We start from the raw sequence: 19,672 nt of genomic DNA, 5'->3' as shown, positions 1-19,672 counted from the left end.
TAAGAATGAATTTCATTCAACTCACTACTTAAACATTCTCTGGTTGGAGGAAAAAACATGCGACATCCATTAGTTATGGGTAACTGGAAATTGAATGGCAGCACCCATATGGTTAACGAACTCATCACTGGCCTGCGTCAAGAATTAAGCAGTGTTACCGGCTGTGACGTCGCTATCGCGCCACCAGCGCTTTATCTCTCTCAGGCTAAACAAGCACTGGCTGGCAGCCGCATTGCTCTAGGTGCACAGGACGTTGACGTTAACCTGTCTGGTGCATTTACCGGTGAAACTTCCGCCACAATGTTGAAAGACATTGGCGCAGAATACATTATTATCGGCCACTCTGAACGCCGTACTTACCACCAAGAAAGTGATGAATTCATTGCGAAAAAATTTTCCATTCTTAAACAACAAGGTCTAATCCCTGTTTTGTGCATCGGCGAAACTGAACAGGAAAATGAAGCCGGCCAAACTGAAAGCGTATGTGCAAGGCAAATTGATGCGGTTCTGAACATATTGGGAGTAGAAGCATTCCAAAATGCGGTCATTGCTTACGAACCTGTTTGGGCAATTGGTACAGGCAAATCAGCAACACCGGCACAAGCTCAGGCTGTGCATAAATTCATCCGTGATCATATTGCGCAGAAAGATACAGCAATCGCACAACAAGTCATTATCCAGTACGGTGGCTCTGTGAACGCAGATAATGCCGCTGAACTATTCGCTCAACCAGACATTGACGGTGCATTAGTTGGCGGTGCATCTCTAAAAGCGAATGCTTTCGCTGTTATCGTAAAAGCCGCAGCCACTGCGAAAAAAGCCTAATTCATATTTCAACGATAATTGACCGCCGTACACCTACGGCGGTTACTCATTTTTATCGCTGAATAATCTCATCAAACACACCGCCAGTCGCAAAATGCACTTTTTGAGCTTCACCCCAACCGCCGAATATCTTATCGACAGTAAATAATTCCAACGCAGGAAAAGAAGAGCGGTACTTATCAGCAACCGCTTTATCACGTGGTCGATAATAGTTTTTAGCCGCTATCTCCTGCCCAACTGGCGAGTAAAGGTATTGCAGATATTCTGTTGCTAGCTCACGGCTATGACGTTTATCAACAACCTTATCAACAACAGAAACCGTCGGCTCAGCCAGAATTGACAGACTAGGTGTCACAATTTCGAATTTATCTTTATCAAGCACATTAATCGCTAATAATGCCTCATTCTCCCAGGCAATTAATACATCACCGATTCCACGCTCGACAAAAGTACTGGTCGCTCCTCTTGCGCCAGAATCGAGCACTTCAACATTCTGGTAAAGGGCTTTAACAAACGCTTTCGCTTTGTCCTGTTCCTGATTGTTATGAATCAACCCATAACCCCATGCAGCCAAATAATTCCAGCGTGCACCGCCCGATGTTTTTGGATTAGGTGTCACAACAGATACTCCTGGACGAACTAAATCTGACCAGTCTTTAATTTGCTTTGGATTACCTTTCCGCACTAAAAAAACAATGGTTGAAGTATAGGGGGCAGAATTCTCTGGCAAACGCTTAATCCATGCTTTCGCTATCCGGCCACGTTCCGCAATGGCATCCACATCATAGGCCAAAGCCAGTGTCACCACATCCGCCTCAAGGCCGTTGATAACAGAAGTTGCCTGTTTACCCGAACCACCATGAGATTGCCGGATTATCACTTTATCCCCTGTCTTCTGTTGCCAATAATCGCTAAAAGCCTGATTATACTGCTGATATAACTCACGGGTTGGATCATAGGAAACATTAAGAAGTTGAAGATCTTTTGCCCAGACGCTGCTATTGGTAATCAATAGTAACGCCAATGCCACACGCCATCTGACTTTCATTTGAATCTCTCCACAAGCTGTTTTAACTGTTATGAAATTCAAGGCTGACAGAAAGCGTTATCACTCAGAAATAATTAAAAGCATTTATTTATATGTGAAAGGAATATCTAAAGATAAATTACAGCCTCCAACGAGGCTGCAACGGATTTAGATTTGCCGGTATTGACGTGATCAATACAACTTTTTCGCGGTTTCCAACCAATCCTGTTTAAACACACGTTTCATATTTTGCACTGCATCAATGATGTCATGATGAACAAGTTTCTCGTTTTGAATACCAACACAACGACCACCATAACCTTCCAACAGCAATTGAATGGAATATGCCCCCATACGGGAAGCCAGAATACGATCATAGGCAACCGGGGAACCACCACGCTGAACATGGCCTAAGACTGTGGCACGGGTTTCATGATGCGTCTCTTTTTCGATATGTCTCGCAAGTTCATAAACATCACAAACATGTTCGGTAATTGCAACGATGGCATGGCGTTTGCCTTTATCGATACCCGCTTTAATTTCCGCTACGAGCTCATCACAACTAAATGAGACTTCCGGTAGAACAATAAACTCACAACCACCTGCAATAGCGGCTGACAAAGTGAGATCACCACAATAACGTCCCATGACTTCAACAATGGAAATACGTTTGTGGGAAGTCGAGGTATCACGCAGACGGTCAATCGCTTCAACCACAGTTTCCAGCGCCGTGAAATAGCCGATGGTATAGTCGGTACCCGCCACATCATTATCAATAGTGCCCGGTAGACCAATGCAGGGGAAACCCGCTTCTGTCAGTTTTTTCGCACCAAGATAGGAACCGTCACCGCCGATAACGACCAGAGCATCAAGACCGTTTTTTCTCATGTTCTCAATAGCGACAGTACGAACCTTCTCATCCCTGAACTCTGGGAAACGGGCTGAGCCTAGAAAAGTACCACCACGGTTAATCATGTCGGACACACTAAAACGGTCAAGTTTCTTCATGCGGTTTTCATACAAGCCAAGATAGCCATCATAAATACCGAAAACTTCCAACCCTTCGGTTAATCCCGCACGAACCACACCACGAATAGCTGCATTCATACCCGGCGCATCACCGCCACTCGTTAAGACACCGATTCTTTTGATCTCATTGCTCATGACGACCTCTGACTTGTAGATGTAATAATTGCAAACCCGCTAACGGCGGACTCCGTATGCGATCACTTTGCCTGAGAAATCTGCCTTTTTAACCTGCTACCACCCGGCGTACTGAAACAATCAAGCTGAATTGATTCAACTTTTCATATAATACGGTAAAAAACCAAGTCTGCATTAACAATAAGTCCCTTTTTGAGATCAAGTTGGCTAAAAAACCATTTAATTATGCTCCTATAGCTCTTAAGGTCATCAACCAACCTCCGAGAAATCCTATCCTTATATCCCCGCTCGCACTGGACAACTGTCTTGAGCGACAATTTATAAACCAAATCTCCGGCCCGTTTACCAATAGCAATGACGAGCAAGATAATCTCATTGTCGTTCACCTCATAAACCAAGTGGTAGCCAGAAGACCGCACCGGTTAACTCGACCACTTAGTCTTGCTGACGGCACATGAGGGGATAGTAAGCGAATAATTCAGGCGGCACACAATAAAACGCTGGTTCATTTCGGTTTAGGATTACGATAGCCTCACCTTTTCCCTGTAAATATGTTCCCATAGGGTTACGTTTCAGATCGGTAATACTCGCCGCTGTGTTTGTTAAGATTTGATATGCCATACACCACCTCATACAATTATATAATTCAACACTAGATCATTTATACTCAAGATACTTCAAAGTGCATGTTTGAAAAACGATTATGTTGTTGAATTTAAATGTTTTTATATCTGACGACTCAAGCATCTTGAAGTTCATTCGGTATAAGAGCACTACAAAATGATCTTTTATTTAATCTTTATGTATAAAAATAACGTGTCAGATGGAAAAAGACTGGGGCGGCAAAACACAACGAATCGATCCTATCTAACATGCCGCCATGACCTTCAATCATTTCACCGAAATCTTTAATGCCACTATCACGTTTTATCGCCGACATACACAAGCCACCAATAAAGCCCATCAGCGTAATCGCTAATGACATCAAACCTGCCTCCCACGGAGAAAATGGCGTTACCCAATAAAGTGACATTCCTAATAACACTGAAACCAAAATGCCACCAACAAAACCTTCAACTGTTTTATTTGGACTCAATTTAGGCACAATAGGATGTTTGCCAAATAATTTACCAAACACATATTGCAAGACATCTGACATCTGCACCACAATCATTAAAAACAACAATAACTCGACATTCTCCCCCTCATAACCTGGAATATCTAACATCAATAAAGCGGGGGCATGGCTAATACAAAATACAGCAACTAACATACCCCACTGTATTTTGGCTGTCCGTTCCAGAAAGTTCGTTGTATCTCCAGCCAATGCAATACGAGCAGGTAAAAACAGGAAAACATAAACAGGAATGAAAATAGAAAACACGCCATACCACTCAATACCAACGGCAACGTATTGCAATGGCATGAAAATAAAGAAACACCAGAACATGGCCTCATGGTCACTTCGTCGTGTTGGTGTCAAAGTGAAAAATTCCCGCAAAGCGAAAAATGACATACTCGCAAATAATAACACCGAACCGATTGGCCCAATAATCACCGACAACACACAAATAATACACATCCCCCACCAGCCACGGATGCGGGCATTCAGATTATCGATTGTCGCATTACTGTTATCCCTTGAATATTTGGAGGAAAGTATTGCACCAACAATACTGGCAATAATTAACGGCACGAACATACCTCCCAACAACAGGAGTAGTTTATTATTAAGCATAGTCATAATATTAACGCCTCCAATGCCTGACGAGCTCTCTGTAAAAAGTCAGCTTTTTCCTCTTTTGCACCTAACTTTTCCAAAGGTTGTCCAAATGTTGCCGAGCAAATAACAGGAACAACAAGTGCCGAGCCTTTTGGCAAAACCCTGTTTAAATTTTCCAGATAAACTGGAATAAGCTCAATATCAGGATATTTCTTCGCTAAATAATATAGCCCCCCTTTAAACTTATTGATTTGTTCCCCACTCCCTCGCGTTCCCTCCGGGAACAAAATTAAAGATTCCCCTCGTTTTAATACATCCTCCATGGGTGTCAGGGTATTTCCCTTTAAACAATCCTCTCCTTTACGATCAATAAGCACAGCCCGAAAAACTTTATTAATAAAATATCTGCGCAGATAAGTTTTACTCCAATAATCACGTGCAGCAACTGGATGCACCCGAGAACGTAACACCCGAGGAAATCCAGCCCAAATAACTAATCCATCCAGATGACTGCTATGATTAGCATAATAAATTCGGGAAACTACCGATGGCTTACACCCAATCCAACGAATTCTCACTCCTGTTAATAAACGGCAAAGCCCAGACAGAAACGAACCCATACCTTTACTTACCAATGTCACTTCTTGTGGTTTATACCCTATGGATTTCAAGATGGATCGCGACGGCAAGGGAGTGAATCCCCGGGAGCATAGGTAACTATGTGACCGGGGTGAGCGAGTGCAGCCAACAAAGAGGCAACTTGAAAGATGACGGGTATATTCATTACAAGCATCCTTCTCTTGTAATTCATTCAATATGACTCTGGTTCGCCGAACACATGTCCAAAGACAACCCAATGTGATAACGACTAATACCGCCAATAAAAGATACTGGCTCCATAACTGAGGTAAAAAAGCGGCAACAATTGAACTAACGGTAATTAATGCCATCCGATGCTGTTTCGCCATCGGACCGAGGAAACGCTGAGATAAACCACAAGTCCCACCTAACAAACGAATATAAGCGGTCAAAACAGCTAATAATGCAGCAATACAGCCAAGAGAAATCGCAAATGGAAAAAGCGTTAAACCATACCCTACCCCAATCAGAATAAAAGAATCAGCAATACGATCAGGAAGATCATTAAAAACAGTACCGGTAGCCGTCTTCAATCCCCCCTCAACAGCAACCATGCCATCCAATAAATTACACATTAGTCGGCCTTGAATAAGCAAGGCACCAATAATCAATAAAACTGAAGTCAACCAAGAAGACTCGACTAAAAAACATACGGCAAAACACACGCCAGCTAATACAGCAAAAACAACGCTGGCAACAGATATGCCATTTGGTGTCGCCCCTTTATATTGCAACCATTTAGCCATCTTACTGGCCCACACTGCATTGCGTGTCTTGATCGGACGCCGATCTTTTACCTCGTTACCAGACATACCTTTTCCCTTTTTGAGCACAAATGAACAATCAAATCTACTTAAGTTAAATGAAATAAGATAAACAGGATTGGTTAGAATAACAACAATAAAAAAACCTGCCGGTGGGAAGCGGGAAAACGAAGATGGCGTTCATTTTTACAACGCAATACTATGTAATAAAAGGATTTAAAAACAAAAATGTCCACACCGTGACCACATCGATATATAAAAAAGCCCTTCGCATGCCGAGGAGCTTTTTTATAATTCAGTTTACTGTCAGACAAAGAAATGCTCCCAGTTATCTGGCTGGAATATTTTTGAGATTCACCTCAAAGTTTTTTACTTAAAAAAGCCCGGTTATTCTTCTGGAGGTGTGCAATATTCTGAGAATTTTTATATTTTCTATATCCTCATCGTAACGGTAGAACATGATGAAAGGAAAATGAGGGACAACGAGTTTTCTATAACGTTCATCTGGGCCGTTACGAGCCTTTATGCCTGCATATGGGCTAACTTTCAGAAGTTCAGCCATTTCCGAAAATTTTGTATCAACTTTATCAGCCAATAACAGCCCAGCCTGTTCAAAGAAATAGAGATAAATTTGCTCCCGGTCAGTTTGGGCGGTTTCTTCCCATGAAATACGTATCACTTTATCCCCTGCTCAGCTTATTACGCAGTAGAGCCATCCGACGATGACTTTCAGAATCATCGATAAAATGAGCCAAGCCGTTTTCACATCGGTCAATTGCTTTCTCAATTTCCGCTTCTAACCAGTGAGCATGGGTATTTTTTTGATACTCACGTTCTTCATTCGCCAACTCTTCGGCTTTTTGTCTCATTAACTTTGTTAAGTCTGTCTGATGGCGTTTGGCAGCTTGCATGGCTAAGCGTTTGGTTTCTTCATCAATACGAAAATGAATCGTCTCCATTCACCCTCCTTCGTTCACTATTGCCTCAAAGCGTGTTGTCATTTGTGTTGTCATACTAGCACAATAGCCTATAACAACAATGTTGTTTTCAAAGAAAACAAAAAAATGATAACCCGCCATATCTGGGAGGCCAGTAAAGAGCAGGCCAGAGAAAACCGATTAACCCTATGGGGAAAAAAGATCTACAAACGACGAAAGGAGGCGATAGAGCGCGGTTTTGCGGATGCGAAGCAACATCACGGACACCGTTATACCCGTTTTCGTGAGTTGCACGAGAAATGAAAATAACGCCCTGGCGGGGGATTAGACCGGGTTAATGAGGAAAATGGAGACATTAGAAACAAACAAACCCCGTTATTTTCAACGAGGTTTGTCAGCGGTCTGAGCCCCGATTTTTTCGGGGCTTCAGAACGTTGGTAATGCGGCCTGATTTGCCGTACACTTGATGTATTAACTATTAATACATTGGTGAGATATGAGAAAAATTACTACTGTCAGTATGGGCGAACAGCTTGACAGGTTCGTACAGAATATGATTGAAAGTGGCCGTTATGGAAATGCCAGTGAAGTTATGCGTTCGGCGCTGCGTTTGCTGGAGCAACAAGAAGCTTACGATGAGATTGTACGCAAGGCGGTTATTGCTGGCTTGGAAAGTGGGGAAAGCTCGCTGACCCTACGGGATATAGCGGAACAACGGAAACGCAGACATAATGTATAAGCTCACGGATCAGGCTGCTGAAGATTTTGCTGGGATTTATGATTATACACTTTTGCAGTTCGGTGAAGCTCAGGCTGACCACTATACGGAGGCACTGGAAGCATTTTTTGACACGCTAGCTGAAATGCCACATATAGGGAGGGAATGCTCATCTGTCCCAGGTGTCATGCGGGTTGAGTTTCACCGCCACACGGTTTTCTATACTATCCGGGATACCGATATTCTGATTGCGCGTATCCTTCATCAACAGATGAATCACCCCCGTTATCTTCTTTAAGCGGGCGGGGGGCTACGTTGTGCTGTGCATCAAGCCAGCGTAGCTATCTCGTCCTGCGAGCTGCCATTGCTAATCGCAATGCTTTGTTGTTTTTATTTCTGGAGAACAAGCATTTTATTGCAGGAGAAGTGAAAATAACGCCCTGGCGGGGGATTAGACCGGGTTAATGAGGAGTTATAAGCCCTTTGCGGGAGAAATTTTTAACAAAGCCCTCATGGGAAATTCCCCAAGCAAGCTGTTCAATGTTGACTACATAAATTTCTGCAAGATCTTACATGTAGTAAAGCCCGACTTACCAAAGGGCACGCCAGCATAATCCAAACAATGGTCTATGCCCACCTTGCCCCGGACTATTTGCAACATGCCATTACATTAAACCCTCTTAAGGGTGGGATAGAAGTAGAATAAAGCTAGAGAGTGTGGCGAACGTCCAACAAGCGTCCACACTCAAAAACTTTTGTATACATTCCAACCCCTTTATACTTTTTTATGTTGTTGTTTTACAAAGAAATACGTTGTAAGTGACTGAAAAAAAAGCCCTAAAAAGGGCCTGAAAGACAGGGATGGTGTTTGTTTTTCAAACATAACACATTGTAATAAAAGGATTTATTTAAGTAAGTGTCCACACCTTGACCACATCGACATAAGCCCCGATTTTTTTCGGGGCTTTCATCCCCCCACTATATCTTTCTAACCACAACAATATGAAACTACCCAGACAATAATTCTTTTGAACTCATTAATGAGAAATCGTTAAAAATAAAGTTATCACCCCCTACCTTGTTTATAATGAAGATGCACAGAATATAAAAAGGTGTGGGCCAGACCGTAAACTTTAACTTTGGCTGATGAAAGCTAGCCATCCTTTTCGCCAACCCCGGTTCACTATTGAACATAGTGCTGGATGAAAAACAAGCACATCGTCAATAATCTGAATTATAGGCAATAAAAATATCTATCAACTATAATTTCCCATAAGTAGCATGTTATGATAGGATATCTTTATCGAACACTAGTAACGAACTATTGACCGTTAAAATTGTTCGTTTACACTGTTAGATATCTGACCTAACACATATACTAGGGTAGGAACTATTATTTTAGAGGGCTAATTAATTAAATGGCTATTAGATATCGCCCGCGTATCGGTGAAATATTAGAATGTGACTTTGGTTTACCGGCACAACCAGACCATTTTAATGGTCGCATCCCACCTGAGATGGTAAAAAAAAGAATGGTTGTAATCATGAATGCCCGTTTGTGTAGCAATGGTTATCTCGTTGTTCCGATTTCTTCAACTCTGAACAACGATGGTATTGCTCGTGGTTATCATGTCGAATTAGATCAATCTATTTTTCAAATAACTAATTTTTACGATCGCCGTAAACGCTGGGCGTTAGTTCATCATATGCAGATAATAAACACAAACAGACTCTTTAAATTAAGAGATAATAAACAAACATTTCAGCAATATTTGACGCGTGAAGATGTTGAAAAGATACAACGTTCAATAATCAAAATCATCGGCGCATCAAGTCTTATGAGTAAATCTGAAAGTTGACTTTTTGGATTCTATCAACTAAAGTATGATTATTCCCCATGAGGGCTTTGTTAAAAATTTCTCCCGCAAAGGGCTTAAAACCCCTCATACATGTATGAGGGGTTTTTGATTTAGTAGTCTACATCCACCTTATACGATTATGTACAGCTTGATAATTTTCCCATCAAAATAAGCTCGCCATCAACTGACAACTCGTGTAGTTTACTAGCGACGTCAATGAGACAACGACTAAGTGGCAAAAGTAAGAGCTGGGAAGACTGAACAAAATCTTCTTCATCTGGAAAAAGACAGAAAAATATGTCGAATGCTTCTGCAACTTCTATAACTCGCTCGATTAATTCTGCTAATTCCCGTCCAGTTATGGTACTATTTTTAATAGTCATATAAACACTTCCTCAAAGTGCTGTTTATGTGATCAGAGGGCACAGCGCTTGCCCGCGTTGTGTCCCTCGCCTGCTTTTTATTTATAAGGTGTTTTTCAACTCCTCATATGTAAAAAATTTAATAAAATTCCATGTCTGCTCATCAATCGTGATAGTCTCATTCCCAACTATCACACTGTTAATAGATTTATAAATTTTCTCAACTCTATTTTTCAAATTAACATCAGGTAATAAGTAATATACTTGGTCAAATTGCTTGTTTTGCTGCTGTTCGATGTACTGCCCTAATATTTTACGATAGTGTTCAAGGCTCTTAATTGTACGTTCAACTTTGACCGCAATTTTATTGACGGATTTAGATGTAATAATATAACCATCGAAAGCTTCGGGCTTTTTCTTTTTAGTACTATATATCGATAACCATTGATGACCCTTCGTCTCAACAACTATCCGAATCAACTGTATATCAAGTTTATGCCTAAGAACTGAGATTGTAGTCTTAGATGGATGGAATATATGAATGTCTGCAATATTATCGTTCTCATTCATGGCAAGCCCTGCCCCATGTGGTGTCAAACCGTATATGTTGATTTTGCCCGTGCCAAGATCACAGGAATATACACAAATTACACCTTCGGCTACTAGTTTCCTCAACAAAGTATAAACAGGGCTGATTGTTTTGAATTTTAACACACCTTTTAAAACATCCGCTGTAGTGAACGTTTCTGATTTGAGAAAACAAAGTACATCATTTATTTTCTTGTTTTTTCTTTGATTTCTAAGCGTGTAATCATTAATCAAATTCATAATTAGGCCGTTACTCAGTCAGTAATCTAACAGTATAAACGAACAATTTTAACGGTCAATAGTTCGTTACTAGTGTTCGATAAAGATAGCCTATCATAACATGATACTTATGGGAAATTATAGTTAGCAGGTCTGAATTGCAGCCTGATTTGTGATAACGACGATCTTCGATATGAAAATCATAAATTTCTTTTAAAACAGATAGATGAGATGTATATCTACATTAGAAATAATAGGGCAATGATCCTAAATTATGGGGAAATGTACCGATACGGAGAACCTATTTCTTCCGCATTCGTTGAATCCACGATCAATGAAGTCATATCTAAGCGCATGGTGAAAAAGTAGCAAATGCAATGAAGCCAACGGAGCACTCATTATTTACTACAGACTCGAACAGAGGTATTAAATGGTGATTTAAAAGCCAAATTTGAGCTTTGATATTCGGGTATAAAATTCGGGGATGACCATAGATTTTATGCTATCTTAAGTGTACGTAATGTGGTACTTACCTGACAAACTTTTTAGTAATGTTATTAAACACTATAATATCTTTGTTAGTGTCGTTAACACTATATGATTTTTGTTAAGTAAATTTTAACAAAAAAAGCACTAAGAAATGTTAAATATATCGCCAGCTACATTTCCAATAACTGACGGTTAACTTTATGATTAACAAACGCTTAAAATCCGCTCGCTTACGTGCAAATATCACACAAGAAAAACTCGGAATTGCGGCTGGCATAGATGAAAAGTCAGCACGAGCGAGAGTATCACAGTATGAAAACGGAACTCATCAACCAACCTTCGAAATAATGTGTGCATTTTCCAAAGTATTAAACGTTCCTGAGTGCTATTTTTATATTGTAGATGATGATTTTTCTGATGTTGTTTTGGCTATTCATCAGATTTTAGTGGATTATAAACACTCTCCTAAAGATTGAATACTGTTTGAGACAACTCTGATACCTAATAATGGCGCTAAAACTGTATTCAGCGCCATTCGCTTGAATTCACCTTTTTCTACCTTCCACGTGATGGCCAAATATCAGATGGATGTAAACCTAATTCGGTGGCAATCAGATTTTCTCCTTTTGGCCACGGACGATATAGCGCGTTACTTAATGTGGATGATGCTAATCCCGCTTTACGTGAAACGGCTGAAAGATTTGTTCCTTGTTTTCTTAGAGCGGCAATAATGTCTGCTGGATGCCAGTCATCAGAGATTTTTTTATGCATGATAGACTTCCTTTTAATTAATTTGATTTTTTTGCTAAGAATTCCTTAACAACATGTATGTTAAGGAATACTAAACATATCGTCAACATTCTTAAAGAAAATATAATGTGACTATCGTTAAAAATTTGGCTTTACATGTTAATAGCGAAAATTAAGGTATAAAAACACCCAAGACATTCGTTTTTATTAGCTGATATTTATGCCGCTTCACCTTGCCAAAAAATTTTTATGCGGTCTAAATCCATATTAAACTGCCAACTTAAGTAAGATATATGGCAATTAATTTCATATATGGCATAAAATAACAAATCAAACATTAAGATTCTTGTTAAGTGAATTTTGACAAAAAAAGCACTAAGAAATGTTAAATATATCGTTAACTATATTTTTAATAACTGACGGTTAAGTTTATGATTAACAAACGCTTAAAATCCGCTCGTTTACGTGCAAAGATCACACAAGAAAAATTAGGGATTGCGGCTGGCATAGATGTAAAATCGGCACGAGCGAGAGTGTCACAGTATGAAAATGGAACGCATCAGCCAACCTTTGAAATAATGTGCGCATTTTCCAAAGTGTTAAACGTTCCTGAATGTTATTTTTATATTGTAGATGATGATTTTTCTGATGCTGTTTTAGCTATCCATCAGATTTTAGTGAATTACAGACACACACCTGAAAATTGAATATAGTTTAAGGCGGCTATGGGATAAATCCTGTCCTCACCACACCGAAGCCCCTCAGAAAAAATATTTTTCACATAAAAAAAGCGCCCCACGATAAATAATGGAACGCTTTTTTTAATTATTTACTCATCGACAACTATTCGTTCAGAATACCAGCACGGTCTGCTGTCCACTATCAGGATGCGGCAGGACCGCTTCAATCAATGTCGGCTTGGTGACGAACCGAACAAAGGTTTCATGACTAACAAACGTTGAGCCACAATTAATATTTTGGCACTGGTTGTAACGTTCCTTAGTTTGGGTTGTGTGTTCAAAACTGCTGCGAGTGTGGGCGGCGTGGCCGCATAAGGGGCATCTCATCATAACGCGAGTACCTCAACAAACAGGTTGCCATAGCTGAAACTGGCACTAAAGCAACTATATCATATCTGAATCAGAAATTTTCACTTCCAATTGCAAGGATGACGTTAATCCACTGTCATTCAGTGTGTGTGTGACAGTCACCAGCGTCCAGTCTGCCGTGTCGATTTCGGGCTTAAAGCCGCTCACCCTGACTTTCATTTCAGGGAACAACTCTGGCCGCCCCTTTGCCAGTTGGATTGAGAACGAAGCAACACCGCACTGAATTTTCTCCCATTCTGCTTTAGCTGCACGTTCGGCATTGGCCTTGTTAGCATAGATGTGCTTCATCACAAAAACGTTGCCCTCACTGCCAACCAGATAATGGTCCTGTTTTTTCTCTTCTTGCTGCTGATTGGTCTTACTTCGCTTGCGTTTGACAGTGATATTCTCTTTTTGCTTCGGGTTACGGATATTAAGCCAACTGGCGGAAACGCCGGTGTAAGCGCCCCGGTCAGCCAGTGAAAAACGGTGACCGTCTCCAGACTGCCGGGTAATGATAACCGAAGGCAGGGACTGTCCGCTGGCGGCTTTGTTCTGCCCCTGTCGGATAAAAAGCAAATAGCCATTCTTGATCATGGCAATGGCACCCTCCTGTTTTGCCAACCGGGTTAGAAAATTGCCGTCGGATTCGCTGGTCTGGTCAATATGACTGAGGGTGATGTTGGCTAGCATTTTGTCCACTTTCGGCGTCAAATCGTTACGCACGGCAATAGTGTGCACAATATCGTTGATCGTTTTCTGGTGATAAGCCACCTCGCGATTGATATTAAGCGTCGCCCGAAAATCTGCACTACGGGCACGGATGATTATCTTGTCCGGCGCACCACTGTATTCGATTTCATCCACAATAAATTTACCTTTGTGGATCAGTGATTCCCCCTGCCAGCCCAGATGCAGAGATAACTCCGTCCCACGACGAGGCAGAGATAACAGACCATCGCTATCATTCAGTTCAATATCCAACTGGTCAGCCTCAAAACCCCGATTGTCGGTTAGATTCAGGGAAATTAACCGTGACTGAATGCGGGCATTGACATTTTTGTCACCAGCACTGAGAACATACACAGGTGTATTAGTTTTGCCGGTTACCCAATCTAGTTTTAGCATATCAGGTAAAGAAATCATGAAAATAGCCCGCCCAATTTGTGTGTGACACGGGTTTTCAAGTCAGTCATTTGGGTGCGAAGGTCGCCGAACATCTCCCCTAAATTGTCATCCACACGGCGCAACGTGACGGTAAAGTCAATTTTACGAGCGGTACCGTCGATAAAAAATTCACTTTTGGTCTGGTCGATACTTTCAATAATAAACATGCCGTAAATCGTGCCGCTGCCATCCAGAAATGACCATGCCTTGCCACTCTCAGCCATCAATTGCAGGGCCAGCAAGGACAACCGGCCTCCGGTGATTTCAGGGTACAGGGTACCGGACAGTATAATAGTATCGTTATTTGGCCCCATAAACTGGAAAGCAGGACGGGCATCCACCCGATTGTTAAATCCATAGCGCCATGATTGTTGGTGTTGCAAGCTCTGGTATGGCGTGGTTTTCAGCATAAAGACAAATAAACCCAATGCGGCCATCATGAATAAAAGTCCTCTCTATCAGAAAATGAGCTACGGGCGCGGGCGCGTTGTTGTTGCTCACGGCGATCCAGTTCACGAGCCACCGCCTGAGCAATATCCTGTGCGGATTGTGCGGGAACGGCGTGTATATGAATTTCATAAATGGATCGTCTGTTGTCCTGGATCTGGTTAGCAACTGAAACAACCGATGTCTGATACTGTGACGCGGGCAAACTGTATGGATGCAACGGAGCATTTTGGGCGCTGACTGGCGAGACTGCCCCTACAGATAGGGCCGCGATTGTCGCCAATGCAGCCGTTTGACGGCGACTGGTGACGCGGGCGGGGCCATTGATGATCTCCGGGCCATATTCCCCCACGATACCAATCTTGCCCGTCGGGATGTAACCACCTTTATCGAATCCACCCGCCAGTATGCCGCCAATCGGACCGGTAGCTTCCTTATAAGCATTCAATGCCGCCTTTTGCTTGGGATCTTGGTTTTCTTCCTGCATAAAGTCAGGAGTCAAGGCGTCTTTAACCATCTTGCCCAGTTCGGAGAATTTCTTTTTCAGGGATTCCCATTTTTCCTCAATGCCTGCCTTAAGATTTTCAACAAACTCACCGCCAATCTTCTTAAATTCGGACGGAATTTTTTTCGTGTCAGCGACCAGCTCATTCCATTTGGCTAATGCCCGCTGTTTGATGTTTTCCCATGTGGTGGAAACATAGTTCGAAATGTTGTTCCATAAGTTCTGGAACCACGGGCCGAGTTTGTCCCAATATTGCCAGATCAGGTAAGCGCCCACAGCAATCAAACCGATAACCGCTAAAATGGGGTTTGTCCACATAACATGCCCCAGCCACATCGCCATTTTCCCAATATAGGAAAACACGTTACCAAGACGTAGCATTGAACCTGCTCCCTTGATACCCAACACTGACAGGCCAAATTTAACGATTGCCAGTGGTCCCAACAGAGCAACCAATGCCAGCATAATCGCACCAAAAACCGTCAAAATAATACCCAGCCCGATACTCACCATTGTTAACGTTTTGGTCAGTTCAGGGTTGGCCTTCATCCACTCACCCGTTTTACTGATAATTTTGGTGATACGCTGGGTGATCCCACGCAAAGGACTGTTCACACCGCCAAAAATTTGAATACCGATATCTTCCCACGCCGATGACAGACTTTTCAGGTCGCCGTCAAGGTTATTAGTCATAGTATCGGCGACTTTCCTTGCCTCACCTTGGGCGTTCTTCAATTCTTTGATGAATTTCTGCAATTCCCCCGTACCGGCTCTTTCAGCCAATACCGACAGAGCGGAAAAGGCTTCTTCCCCGGCAATGGCTTTGAAAATGCCGGCACGCTGAGCGTTACCCATTTTAGTCGTTTTCTTGTCCAGCTCAGTCAGGATATCCGGCAAGGCACGGAGATTACCCTTGGCATCCTTAGTCTGAATGTTCAGTTTTGCCAACGCTTTCGCGGCAGCAGCAGGCGGTTCAGCCAGTCGTCCTAAAATGGATCTTAGGGAGGTACCCGCCATACTACCCTGAATACCGGCATCACCGAGCTTACCCGTCGCTGCAGCGGCGGTTTCAATATCAACCCCTAATCCTGCCGCTACAGGGGCGACATACTTCATGGTGTCACCCAGCATCATCAGATTAGTGTTAGAACGAGTAAAAGCACCCACTAGTACGTCACTCACCCGCCCCATTTCTTCGGATTTCAGCTTAAAACCCGTCAGGATATTGGAACCAATGTCCGCCGTCGCGGCTAAATCGGTATCACCCGCCAATGACATCGCCAATGTACTAGGCATGGCTGATCGTATCTGGTCTGGAGTAAAGCCGGCCATTGCATAAAAACTCTGTCCCTGCGCGACCTGATTGGCGGTGAATGCCGTTGTTGCGCCTAAATGCCGCGCCTGCTCCTGCAATTTTTTTAGTTCAGGAGAATGCTTATCCAGACGGGTCAGCGCTTGCACCTTCGACATCCCCACGTCAAAGTCATAACCCGGCATCATCACCCGTTTAGCACCATAGAGCGCACCAACACCCGCTGCCGTTGCCGCAGCACCGGTTGCCGTCATTTGGTTATGCACATCTTTCATTTTTTGGTAGCGAGAGCGGGCATTAGCCAACCGTTGTTCTTGCTGTCTCAAACGCCCAAGCTGCTGCTCCTGTTGCTGGAGCATATTGGTTGTGTGGTTGATGTCCGCGTTTATCCGTCTCTGCGCCTGTCCAAGCTGGTTAGTTGAGATACCGCTGGCGCGCAAGGCATCACGCTGACGTTGCAGGGACTGACTCAGGGATTGATTTTTTTCCTCGAACTGCCTGGCTGCGTTTTTTGCCCGCTGTAGCTGGTTGATTTGGGCCTGTGTCGGGTTCTGACTGGCGTTAATTTCACGGTTCAGTGCTGCCACGCGTTCGGTAGCGCTGCGGTAAACCTGCCGGGTTTCTAGCAATTGGTGCTTTACCTTGCGAAAACCATCGATCCGTCCGGCCTGCTGGTTCAGTTCCCGGAGTTGCTGGCGCGACTGGCGAAGGGTTTCAGCCAGCCGTTTGTTAGAAGCCTGCGCACTCTTGAAAGGACGGGTAATTTTATCAACGGCATTCAGGATAACTTGCAGGCGTAAGTTTCGGTCACTCATTATCGGCCCCACTCCGTTTCATGGCCCGGTAACGCCATGCCAACAATTCAGGCAGGCCCATCTCAGTTGTCACAGCAGGCGGCCAATGAAACACGGTGGCAATATCTGCCACCAGTTCATCAACGGTTATTGATGCTGGAAATCGGACTTCACCGACTTCGGCAACAAAAAATTAACCACCTCAATGCAGAGGTTAATCAGATCGCCGGGCGACATCAGCAACAAATCATTTTTAGTCAGTACCGGCGCGGTGACACGAGGCAAAACCAACATCATAGAATCGACGTCCATTTCCATCAGGGCCTGCAAACGGGCACCACGCAGTGCGCCACTGTTGGGCTTACGCACAACGACATCGCTGATGGTGGTTGCACCACGGGTAATAGGTTCTTCCAATGTCACTGTAGCGTGTTCCGGCTGGGCAACAGGGGTTTGTTCAATCATGGTGAATGTTCCTATGGTGATTTATAGATGATAAGCGTTCAATTGTTACAAACCGATGGCGCGTCGGTGGGCTTCCAGACGGTCAACACCACCAACGATTTCCACCATATTAACGGTGTCGATTTCGATCAGGACTTCTCCATCCCACGTTAGTTTAAAGTAGGTATTTTTGGCGCTGACTTTGGTCTGGCTGTTGTCGCCCTGTTTGTAGCTGCCGTGGTCAAATTCCGAAAAGCGGCCACGCATCACGACTTCGACCGCAATCACTTCCCCGGTATCATCACGCTGAAAGGAGCCGTTAAAGCGCAGAGAAACACCGTCCACTTTCTCAATACCCCACTGTCGGTAAAGTTGGGACTCGACACCACCGAGAGAAAATTCGGCATCTAGTGCGCCATCATCCAGCCCCAAGTCCACCGAGGCAGTGCCATTCATACCACCGCCGCGATAGGCTTCAAGCTTACGGCTCAGTTTAGGAAGCGTCATTTCTTCTACAACACCGATGTAATTGTTGCCGTCATTGAACAAATTCAGGTATTTGAGTTTACGAGGTAATGCCACGAGTAGCCCCTTAGCTGTTAATGCCGTTGGCGAAATTCATCAGGTACTGGTCAGTGATGCGCTGGCGCAACAGCAGGTTTTCCAATGGCGGGATCGGCGTGTAGTTGTAATCAATGAACAGTTTGCCTGCTTTCAGGGTGTCCTTGGTGTTAACACTGTCGTCATACCAGCACTGACCGTCGATCAGGTAACCATTGGATTTCAGTTCGCGCAGCTTGGCATTAATACCTTCGATAATGTCGCGTACCAGCGAAGGTGTCAGTGGCTTGTCAATCGCCCACATATGCGCATCAGCCATCGTGTCGGCCAGTACCTGCGCCGTGCGTGTGTAACTTTCGAACTGAAACAGTGGATCATCCGAACAGGTGCGGGAACCCCAGAAGCGAAAATCGTCCTTGCGGATCAAGGTCGTAACGGCGCTCTGGTTAAGTAGGTTGGCATCGGTGGCAACATCTTGCAAATCCCAAAAAACATCGGCAGAAATCCCTGTCACACCATTAACACCAACGTTGGACAGGGTTTTATGCCAGCCGGTTTCCTCGTCGATTTTGGCACGCAGGCCCAACGCACGAGCCGTTGCGTATGCAATAGACCCGCTATTTTTGACCGTATCCCAACTGAGGAAATCCGGCCAAATCAACATCAGTTCGCGCTGGTTAAAGTTGTTGCGGTAGTTGATAGCCTCTGAGATGGTCTTGCAGCCATAGGCGTTGACATAAGCCATTGCCCGCAATTTCTGGGCAATACCCGCGAGAGCCGCCGCAACAGGTTGGGTATCGTGACCGGGTATACCTAGAATGCGTGGTTTAACACCGAGCTGACCTTGTGCCGCAAGCAGCGCCTGCATTCCCGTTTTTTTACCATCGTCGGTAACGCCGCCAATGATATTCGACGTGGTTTCGACTTCGGTTTCCCCTTGAGCCACACGCACAACAACAGTCACGGGTTTGGACTGGTCGGCAATTGCTCGCAGAGCATGGGACAGTGTGCCCGTTTTTCCAGCCTTACTACTGGCAGTCAGAACGTCGGTTAACAAGACAGGTGTGTTCAAGGGAAAAGTTTTGGTGTCAGCATCATCCGCTGTGCAGACTAGCCCGACAATAGCGGTGCTGACAGTGGTAATGGTGCGCGTGCCCTCGTTGATTTCCTGCACGCGGACGCCATGATGATAATCTTGTGCCATAGCGAAAGACTCCCGTAATGATGATTTCGCTATGGTGATCGCTGTGACAATAAAATTCAGTTGATTGGGTAAGTATCAGGGATAG

Annotated in this window: 23 protein-coding genes and 4 pseudogenes; 9 read left to right on the top strand and 18 right to left on the bottom strand. The window is 43.7% G+C overall.

The features are described from left to right. Positions 1-57: 57 nt before the first annotated feature. The gene (tpiA, locus tag ACGF49_RS13665) at positions 58-825 is read left to right on the top strand and encodes a triose-phosphate isomerase (RefSeq protein ID WP_228900120.1); all 768 of its coding nucleotides are present in this window, start codon (positions 58-60) and stop codon (positions 823-825) included. Positions 826-877: 52 nt separating this feature from the next. On the opposite strand, the gene ACGF49_RS13660 is transcribed toward tpiA, so the two are convergent. The 7 genes and pseudogenes from ACGF49_RS13660 to ACGF49_RS13630 all read right to left on the bottom strand — a co-directional run bounded on the left by ACGF49_RS13660 (position 878) and on the right by ACGF49_RS13630 (position 7,101). Next, on the bottom strand, positions 878-1,873 hold the full coding sequence (locus tag ACGF49_RS13660; RefSeq protein WP_113042998.1) for a sulfate ABC transporter substrate-binding protein: 996 nt from the start codon (positions 1,871-1,873) through the stop codon (positions 878-880). 171 nt (positions 1,874-2,044) lie between these two features. Further along, positions 2,045-3,016: a 6-phosphofructokinase gene (pfkA, locus tag ACGF49_RS13655; protein WP_113042999.1), complete on the bottom strand. Its 972-nt coding sequence runs from the start codon at positions 3,014-3,016 to the stop codon at positions 2,045-2,047. Between the two features lie 465 nt (positions 3,017-3,481). Further along, positions 3,482-3,637: pseudogene (locus ACGF49_RS13650) on the bottom strand (plasmid stabilization protein); the annotation flags it as partial. A gap of 178 nt (positions 3,638-3,815) precedes the next feature. After that, positions 3,816-4,760, bottom strand: coding sequence for a phosphatidate cytidylyltransferase (locus ACGF49_RS13645; RefSeq protein WP_191214902.1), 945 nt, complete (start codon positions 4,758-4,760; stop codon positions 3,816-3,818). Beyond that, entirely contained in the window at positions 4,757-5,359 is a 603-nt protein-coding gene (locus tag ACGF49_RS13640; RefSeq protein WP_113043072.1) for a 1-acyl-sn-glycerol-3-phosphate acyltransferase, read from the bottom strand. The genes ACGF49_RS13645 and ACGF49_RS13640 overlap by 4 nt, the downstream gene beginning before the upstream one ends. Positions 5,360-6,515: 1,156 nt before the next feature. Further along, positions 6,516-6,821, bottom strand: coding sequence for a type II toxin-antitoxin system RelE/ParE family toxin (locus ACGF49_RS13635; RefSeq protein WP_113043002.1), 306 nt, complete (start codon positions 6,819-6,821; stop codon positions 6,516-6,518). Between the two features lies 1 nt (position 6,822). After that, the gene (locus ACGF49_RS13630; RefSeq protein WP_113043004.1) at positions 6,823-7,101 is read right to left on the bottom strand and encodes a damage-inducible protein J; all 279 of its coding nucleotides are present in this window, start codon (positions 7,099-7,101) and stop codon (positions 6,823-6,825) included. Positions 7,102-7,128: 27 nt separating this feature from the next. On the opposite strand from ACGF49_RS13630, the pseudogene ACGF49_RS13625 reads away from it, so the two are divergent. The 5 genes and pseudogenes from ACGF49_RS13625 to ACGF49_RS13605 all read left to right on the top strand — a co-directional run. Beyond that, positions 7,129-7,371, top strand: a pseudogene (locus tag ACGF49_RS13625) (transposase); the annotation flags it as partial. A gap of 205 nt (positions 7,372-7,576) precedes the next feature. Further along, on the top strand, positions 7,577-7,819 hold the full coding sequence (locus ACGF49_RS13620) for a type II toxin-antitoxin system ParD family antitoxin (RefSeq protein ID WP_113043006.1): 243 nt from the start codon (positions 7,577-7,579) through the stop codon (positions 7,817-7,819). Then, a complete protein-coding gene (locus ACGF49_RS13615) occupies positions 7,812-8,096 on the top strand; it encodes a type II toxin-antitoxin system RelE/ParE family toxin (protein WP_113043008.1) in 285 nt (94 codons plus the stop codon). Before ACGF49_RS13620 ends, ACGF49_RS13615 begins: the two co-directional genes overlap by 8 nt. A 193-nt stretch (positions 8,097-8,289) precedes the next feature. Continuing rightward, positions 8,290-8,504 (top strand): annotated as a pseudogene (locus ACGF49_RS13610) (integrase); the annotation flags it as partial. A 712-nt stretch (positions 8,505-9,216) separates the two neighbouring features. Next, on the top strand, positions 9,217-9,657 hold the full coding sequence (locus ACGF49_RS13605; protein ID WP_262977874.1) for a type II toxin-antitoxin system PemK/MazF family toxin: 441 nt from the start codon (positions 9,217-9,219) through the stop codon (positions 9,655-9,657). A gap of 137 nt (positions 9,658-9,794) precedes the next feature. Here ACGF49_RS13605 and ACGF49_RS13600 read toward each other — a convergent pair whose 3' ends face one another. Both ACGF49_RS13600 and mobC read right to left on the bottom strand, forming a co-directional pair. Continuing rightward, the gene (locus ACGF49_RS13600; RefSeq protein WP_036811429.1) at positions 9,795-10,040 is read right to left on the bottom strand and encodes a hypothetical protein; all 246 of its coding nucleotides are present in this window, start codon (positions 10,038-10,040) and stop codon (positions 9,795-9,797) included. Positions 10,041-10,121: 81 nt separating this feature from the next. After that, the gene (gene mobC, locus ACGF49_RS13595) at positions 10,122-10,847 is read right to left on the bottom strand and encodes a MobC family replication-relaxation protein (protein ID WP_262977875.1); all 726 of its coding nucleotides are present in this window, start codon (positions 10,845-10,847) and stop codon (positions 10,122-10,124) included. Between the two features lie 135 nt (positions 10,848-10,982). Here mobC and ACGF49_RS13590 point away from each other — a divergent pair. Continuing rightward, a pseudogene (locus tag ACGF49_RS13590) lies at positions 10,983-11,288 on the top strand (ISKra4 family transposase); the annotation flags it as partial. Positions 11,289-11,515: 227 nt separating this feature from the next. Further along, complete coding sequence (locus ACGF49_RS13585; RefSeq protein WP_113049739.1) at positions 11,516-11,791, top strand: helix-turn-helix domain-containing protein; 276 nt, start codon at positions 11,516-11,518, stop codon at positions 11,789-11,791. Between the two features lie 79 nt (positions 11,792-11,870). Here ACGF49_RS13585 and ACGF49_RS13580 read toward each other — a convergent pair whose 3' ends face one another. Next, positions 11,871-12,086 carry a helix-turn-helix transcriptional regulator gene (locus ACGF49_RS13580; RefSeq protein WP_113049738.1) on the bottom strand — a complete coding sequence of 72 codons (216 nt, stop codon included), beginning with the start codon at positions 12,084-12,086 and terminating at the stop codon, positions 11,871-11,873. Positions 12,087-12,496: 410 nt separating this feature from the next. On the opposite strand from ACGF49_RS13580, the gene ACGF49_RS13575 reads away from it, so the two are divergent. Continuing rightward, a complete protein-coding gene (locus tag ACGF49_RS13575) occupies positions 12,497-12,772 on the top strand; it encodes a helix-turn-helix domain-containing protein (RefSeq protein ID WP_113049737.1) in 276 nt (91 codons plus the stop codon). 144 nt (positions 12,773-12,916) lie between these two features. Here ACGF49_RS13575 and ACGF49_RS13570 read toward each other — a convergent pair whose 3' ends face one another. The 8 genes from ACGF49_RS13570 to ACGF49_RS13535 are packed head-to-tail and all read right to left on the bottom strand — an operon-like array spanning position 12,917 to position 19,587. After that, complete coding sequence (locus ACGF49_RS13570) at positions 12,917-13,135, bottom strand: ogr/Delta-like zinc finger family protein (RefSeq protein ID WP_262977876.1); 219 nt, start codon at positions 13,133-13,135, stop codon at positions 12,917-12,919. 54 nt (positions 13,136-13,189) lie between these two features. Continuing rightward, positions 13,190-14,299, bottom strand: a complete 1,110-nt coding sequence (locus ACGF49_RS13565; RefSeq protein ID WP_387491422.1) for a phage late control D family protein — start codon at positions 14,297-14,299, stop codon at positions 13,190-13,192. Beyond that, on the bottom strand, positions 14,296-14,760 hold the full coding sequence (locus ACGF49_RS13560; RefSeq protein ID WP_262977877.1) for a phage tail protein: 465 nt from the start codon (positions 14,758-14,760) through the stop codon (positions 14,296-14,298). The genes ACGF49_RS13565 and ACGF49_RS13560 overlap by 4 nt, the downstream gene beginning before the upstream one ends. After that, complete coding sequence (locus tag ACGF49_RS13555; protein ID WP_262977878.1) at positions 14,757-17,399, bottom strand: phage tail tape measure protein; 2,643 nt, start codon at positions 17,397-17,399, stop codon at positions 14,757-14,759. The genes ACGF49_RS13560 and ACGF49_RS13555 overlap by 4 nt, the downstream gene beginning before the upstream one ends. Further along, the gene (locus ACGF49_RS13550; protein ID WP_051560792.1) at positions 17,392-17,511 is read right to left on the bottom strand and encodes a GpE family phage tail protein; all 120 of its coding nucleotides are present in this window, start codon (positions 17,509-17,511) and stop codon (positions 17,392-17,394) included. Before ACGF49_RS13550 ends, ACGF49_RS13555 begins: the two co-directional genes overlap by 8 nt. Before the next feature lie 14 nt (positions 17,512-17,525). Then, the gene (locus ACGF49_RS13545; protein ID WP_149616303.1) at positions 17,526-17,843 is read right to left on the bottom strand and encodes a phage tail assembly protein; all 318 of its coding nucleotides are present in this window, start codon (positions 17,841-17,843) and stop codon (positions 17,526-17,528) included. A gap of 45 nt (positions 17,844-17,888) precedes the next feature. Then, positions 17,889-18,404 (bottom strand): phage major tail tube protein, encoded by a 516-nt coding sequence (locus ACGF49_RS13540; protein ID WP_036811406.1) that lies wholly within the window; start codon positions 18,402-18,404, stop codon positions 17,889-17,891. Between the two features lie 10 nt (positions 18,405-18,414). After that, positions 18,415-19,587, bottom strand: a complete 1,173-nt coding sequence (locus ACGF49_RS13535; RefSeq protein WP_262977879.1) for a phage tail sheath protein — start codon at positions 19,585-19,587, stop codon at positions 18,415-18,417. Positions 19,588-19,672 lie beyond the last annotated feature (85 nt).

This window comes from Photorhabdus sp. RM96S, from assembly GCF_042879335.1.
In the GTDB taxonomy this organism is placed as follows: domain Bacteria; phylum Pseudomonadota; class Gammaproteobacteria; order Enterobacterales; family Enterobacteriaceae; genus Photorhabdus; species Photorhabdus kayaii.
Note: the sequence above shows the minus strand (reverse complement) of the source record. Positions and strands in the feature narration are given on the sequence as shown.

What these genes read in the sequence shown, in the direction of transcription:
- ACGF49_RS13570 (WP_262977876.1), bottom strand. Translation starts at nt 13,135, where the DNA reads ATGATGAGATGCCCCTTATGCGGCCACGCCGCCCACACTCGCAGCAGT.
- ACGF49_RS13600 (WP_036811429.1), bottom strand. Translation starts at nt 10,040, where the DNA reads ATGACTATTAAAAATAGTACCATAACTGGACGGGAATTAGCAGAATTA.
- ACGF49_RS13545 (WP_149616303.1), bottom strand. Translation starts at nt 17,843, where the DNA reads ATGATTGAACAAACCCCTGTTGCCCAGCCGGAACACGCTACAGTGACA.
- mobC (WP_262977875.1), bottom strand. Translation starts at nt 10,847, where the DNA reads ATGAATTTGATTAATGATTACACGCTTAGAAATCAAAGAAAAAACAAG.
- ACGF49_RS13555 (WP_262977878.1), bottom strand. Translation starts at nt 17,399, where the DNA reads ATGAGTGACCGAAACTTACGCCTGCAAGTTATCCTGAATGCCGTTGAT.
- ACGF49_RS13535 (WP_262977879.1), bottom strand. Translation starts at nt 19,587, where the DNA reads ATGGCACAAGATTATCATCATGGCGTCCGCGTGCAGGAAATCAACGAG.
- ACGF49_RS13615 (WP_113043008.1), top strand. Translation starts at nt 7,812, where the DNA reads ATGTATAAGCTCACGGATCAGGCTGCTGAAGATTTTGCTGGGATTTAT.
- ACGF49_RS13645 (WP_191214902.1), bottom strand. Translation starts at nt 4,760, where the DNA reads ATGACTATGCTTAATAATAAACTACTCCTGTTGTTGGGAGGTATGTTC.
- ACGF49_RS13605 (WP_262977874.1), top strand. Translation starts at nt 9,217, where the DNA reads ATGGCTATTAGATATCGCCCGCGTATCGGTGAAATATTAGAATGTGAC.
- ACGF49_RS13630 (WP_113043004.1), bottom strand. Translation starts at nt 7,101, where the DNA reads ATGGAGACGATTCATTTTCGTATTGATGAAGAAACCAAACGCTTAGCC.
- ACGF49_RS13575 (WP_113049737.1), top strand. Translation starts at nt 12,497, where the DNA reads ATGATTAACAAACGCTTAAAATCCGCTCGTTTACGTGCAAAGATCACA.
- ACGF49_RS13585 (WP_113049739.1), top strand. Translation starts at nt 11,516, where the DNA reads ATGATTAACAAACGCTTAAAATCCGCTCGCTTACGTGCAAATATCACA.
- ACGF49_RS13580 (WP_113049738.1), bottom strand. Translation starts at nt 12,086, where the DNA reads ATGCATAAAAAAATCTCTGATGACTGGCATCCAGCAGACATTATTGCC.
- ACGF49_RS13565 (WP_387491422.1), bottom strand. Translation starts at nt 14,299, where the DNA reads ATGATTTCTTTACCTGATATGCTAAAACTAGATTGGGTAACCGGCAAA.
- ACGF49_RS13660 (WP_113042998.1), bottom strand. Translation starts at nt 1,873, where the DNA reads ATGAAAGTCAGATGGCGTGTGGCATTGGCGTTACTATTGATTACCAAT.
- ACGF49_RS13560 (WP_262977877.1), bottom strand. Translation starts at nt 14,760, where the DNA reads ATGATGGCCGCATTGGGTTTATTTGTCTTTATGCTGAAAACCACGCCA.
- ACGF49_RS13640 (WP_113043072.1), bottom strand. Translation starts at nt 5,359, where the DNA reads ATGGGTTCGTTTCTGTCTGGGCTTTGCCGTTTATTAACAGGAGTGAGA.
- pfkA (WP_113042999.1), bottom strand. Translation starts at nt 3,016, where the DNA reads ATGAGCAATGAGATCAAAAGAATCGGTGTCTTAACGAGTGGCGGTGAT.
- ACGF49_RS13620 (WP_113043006.1), top strand. Translation starts at nt 7,577, where the DNA reads ATGAGAAAAATTACTACTGTCAGTATGGGCGAACAGCTTGACAGGTTC.
- tpiA (WP_228900120.1), top strand. Translation starts at nt 58, where the DNA reads ATGCGACATCCATTAGTTATGGGTAACTGGAAATTGAATGGCAGCACC.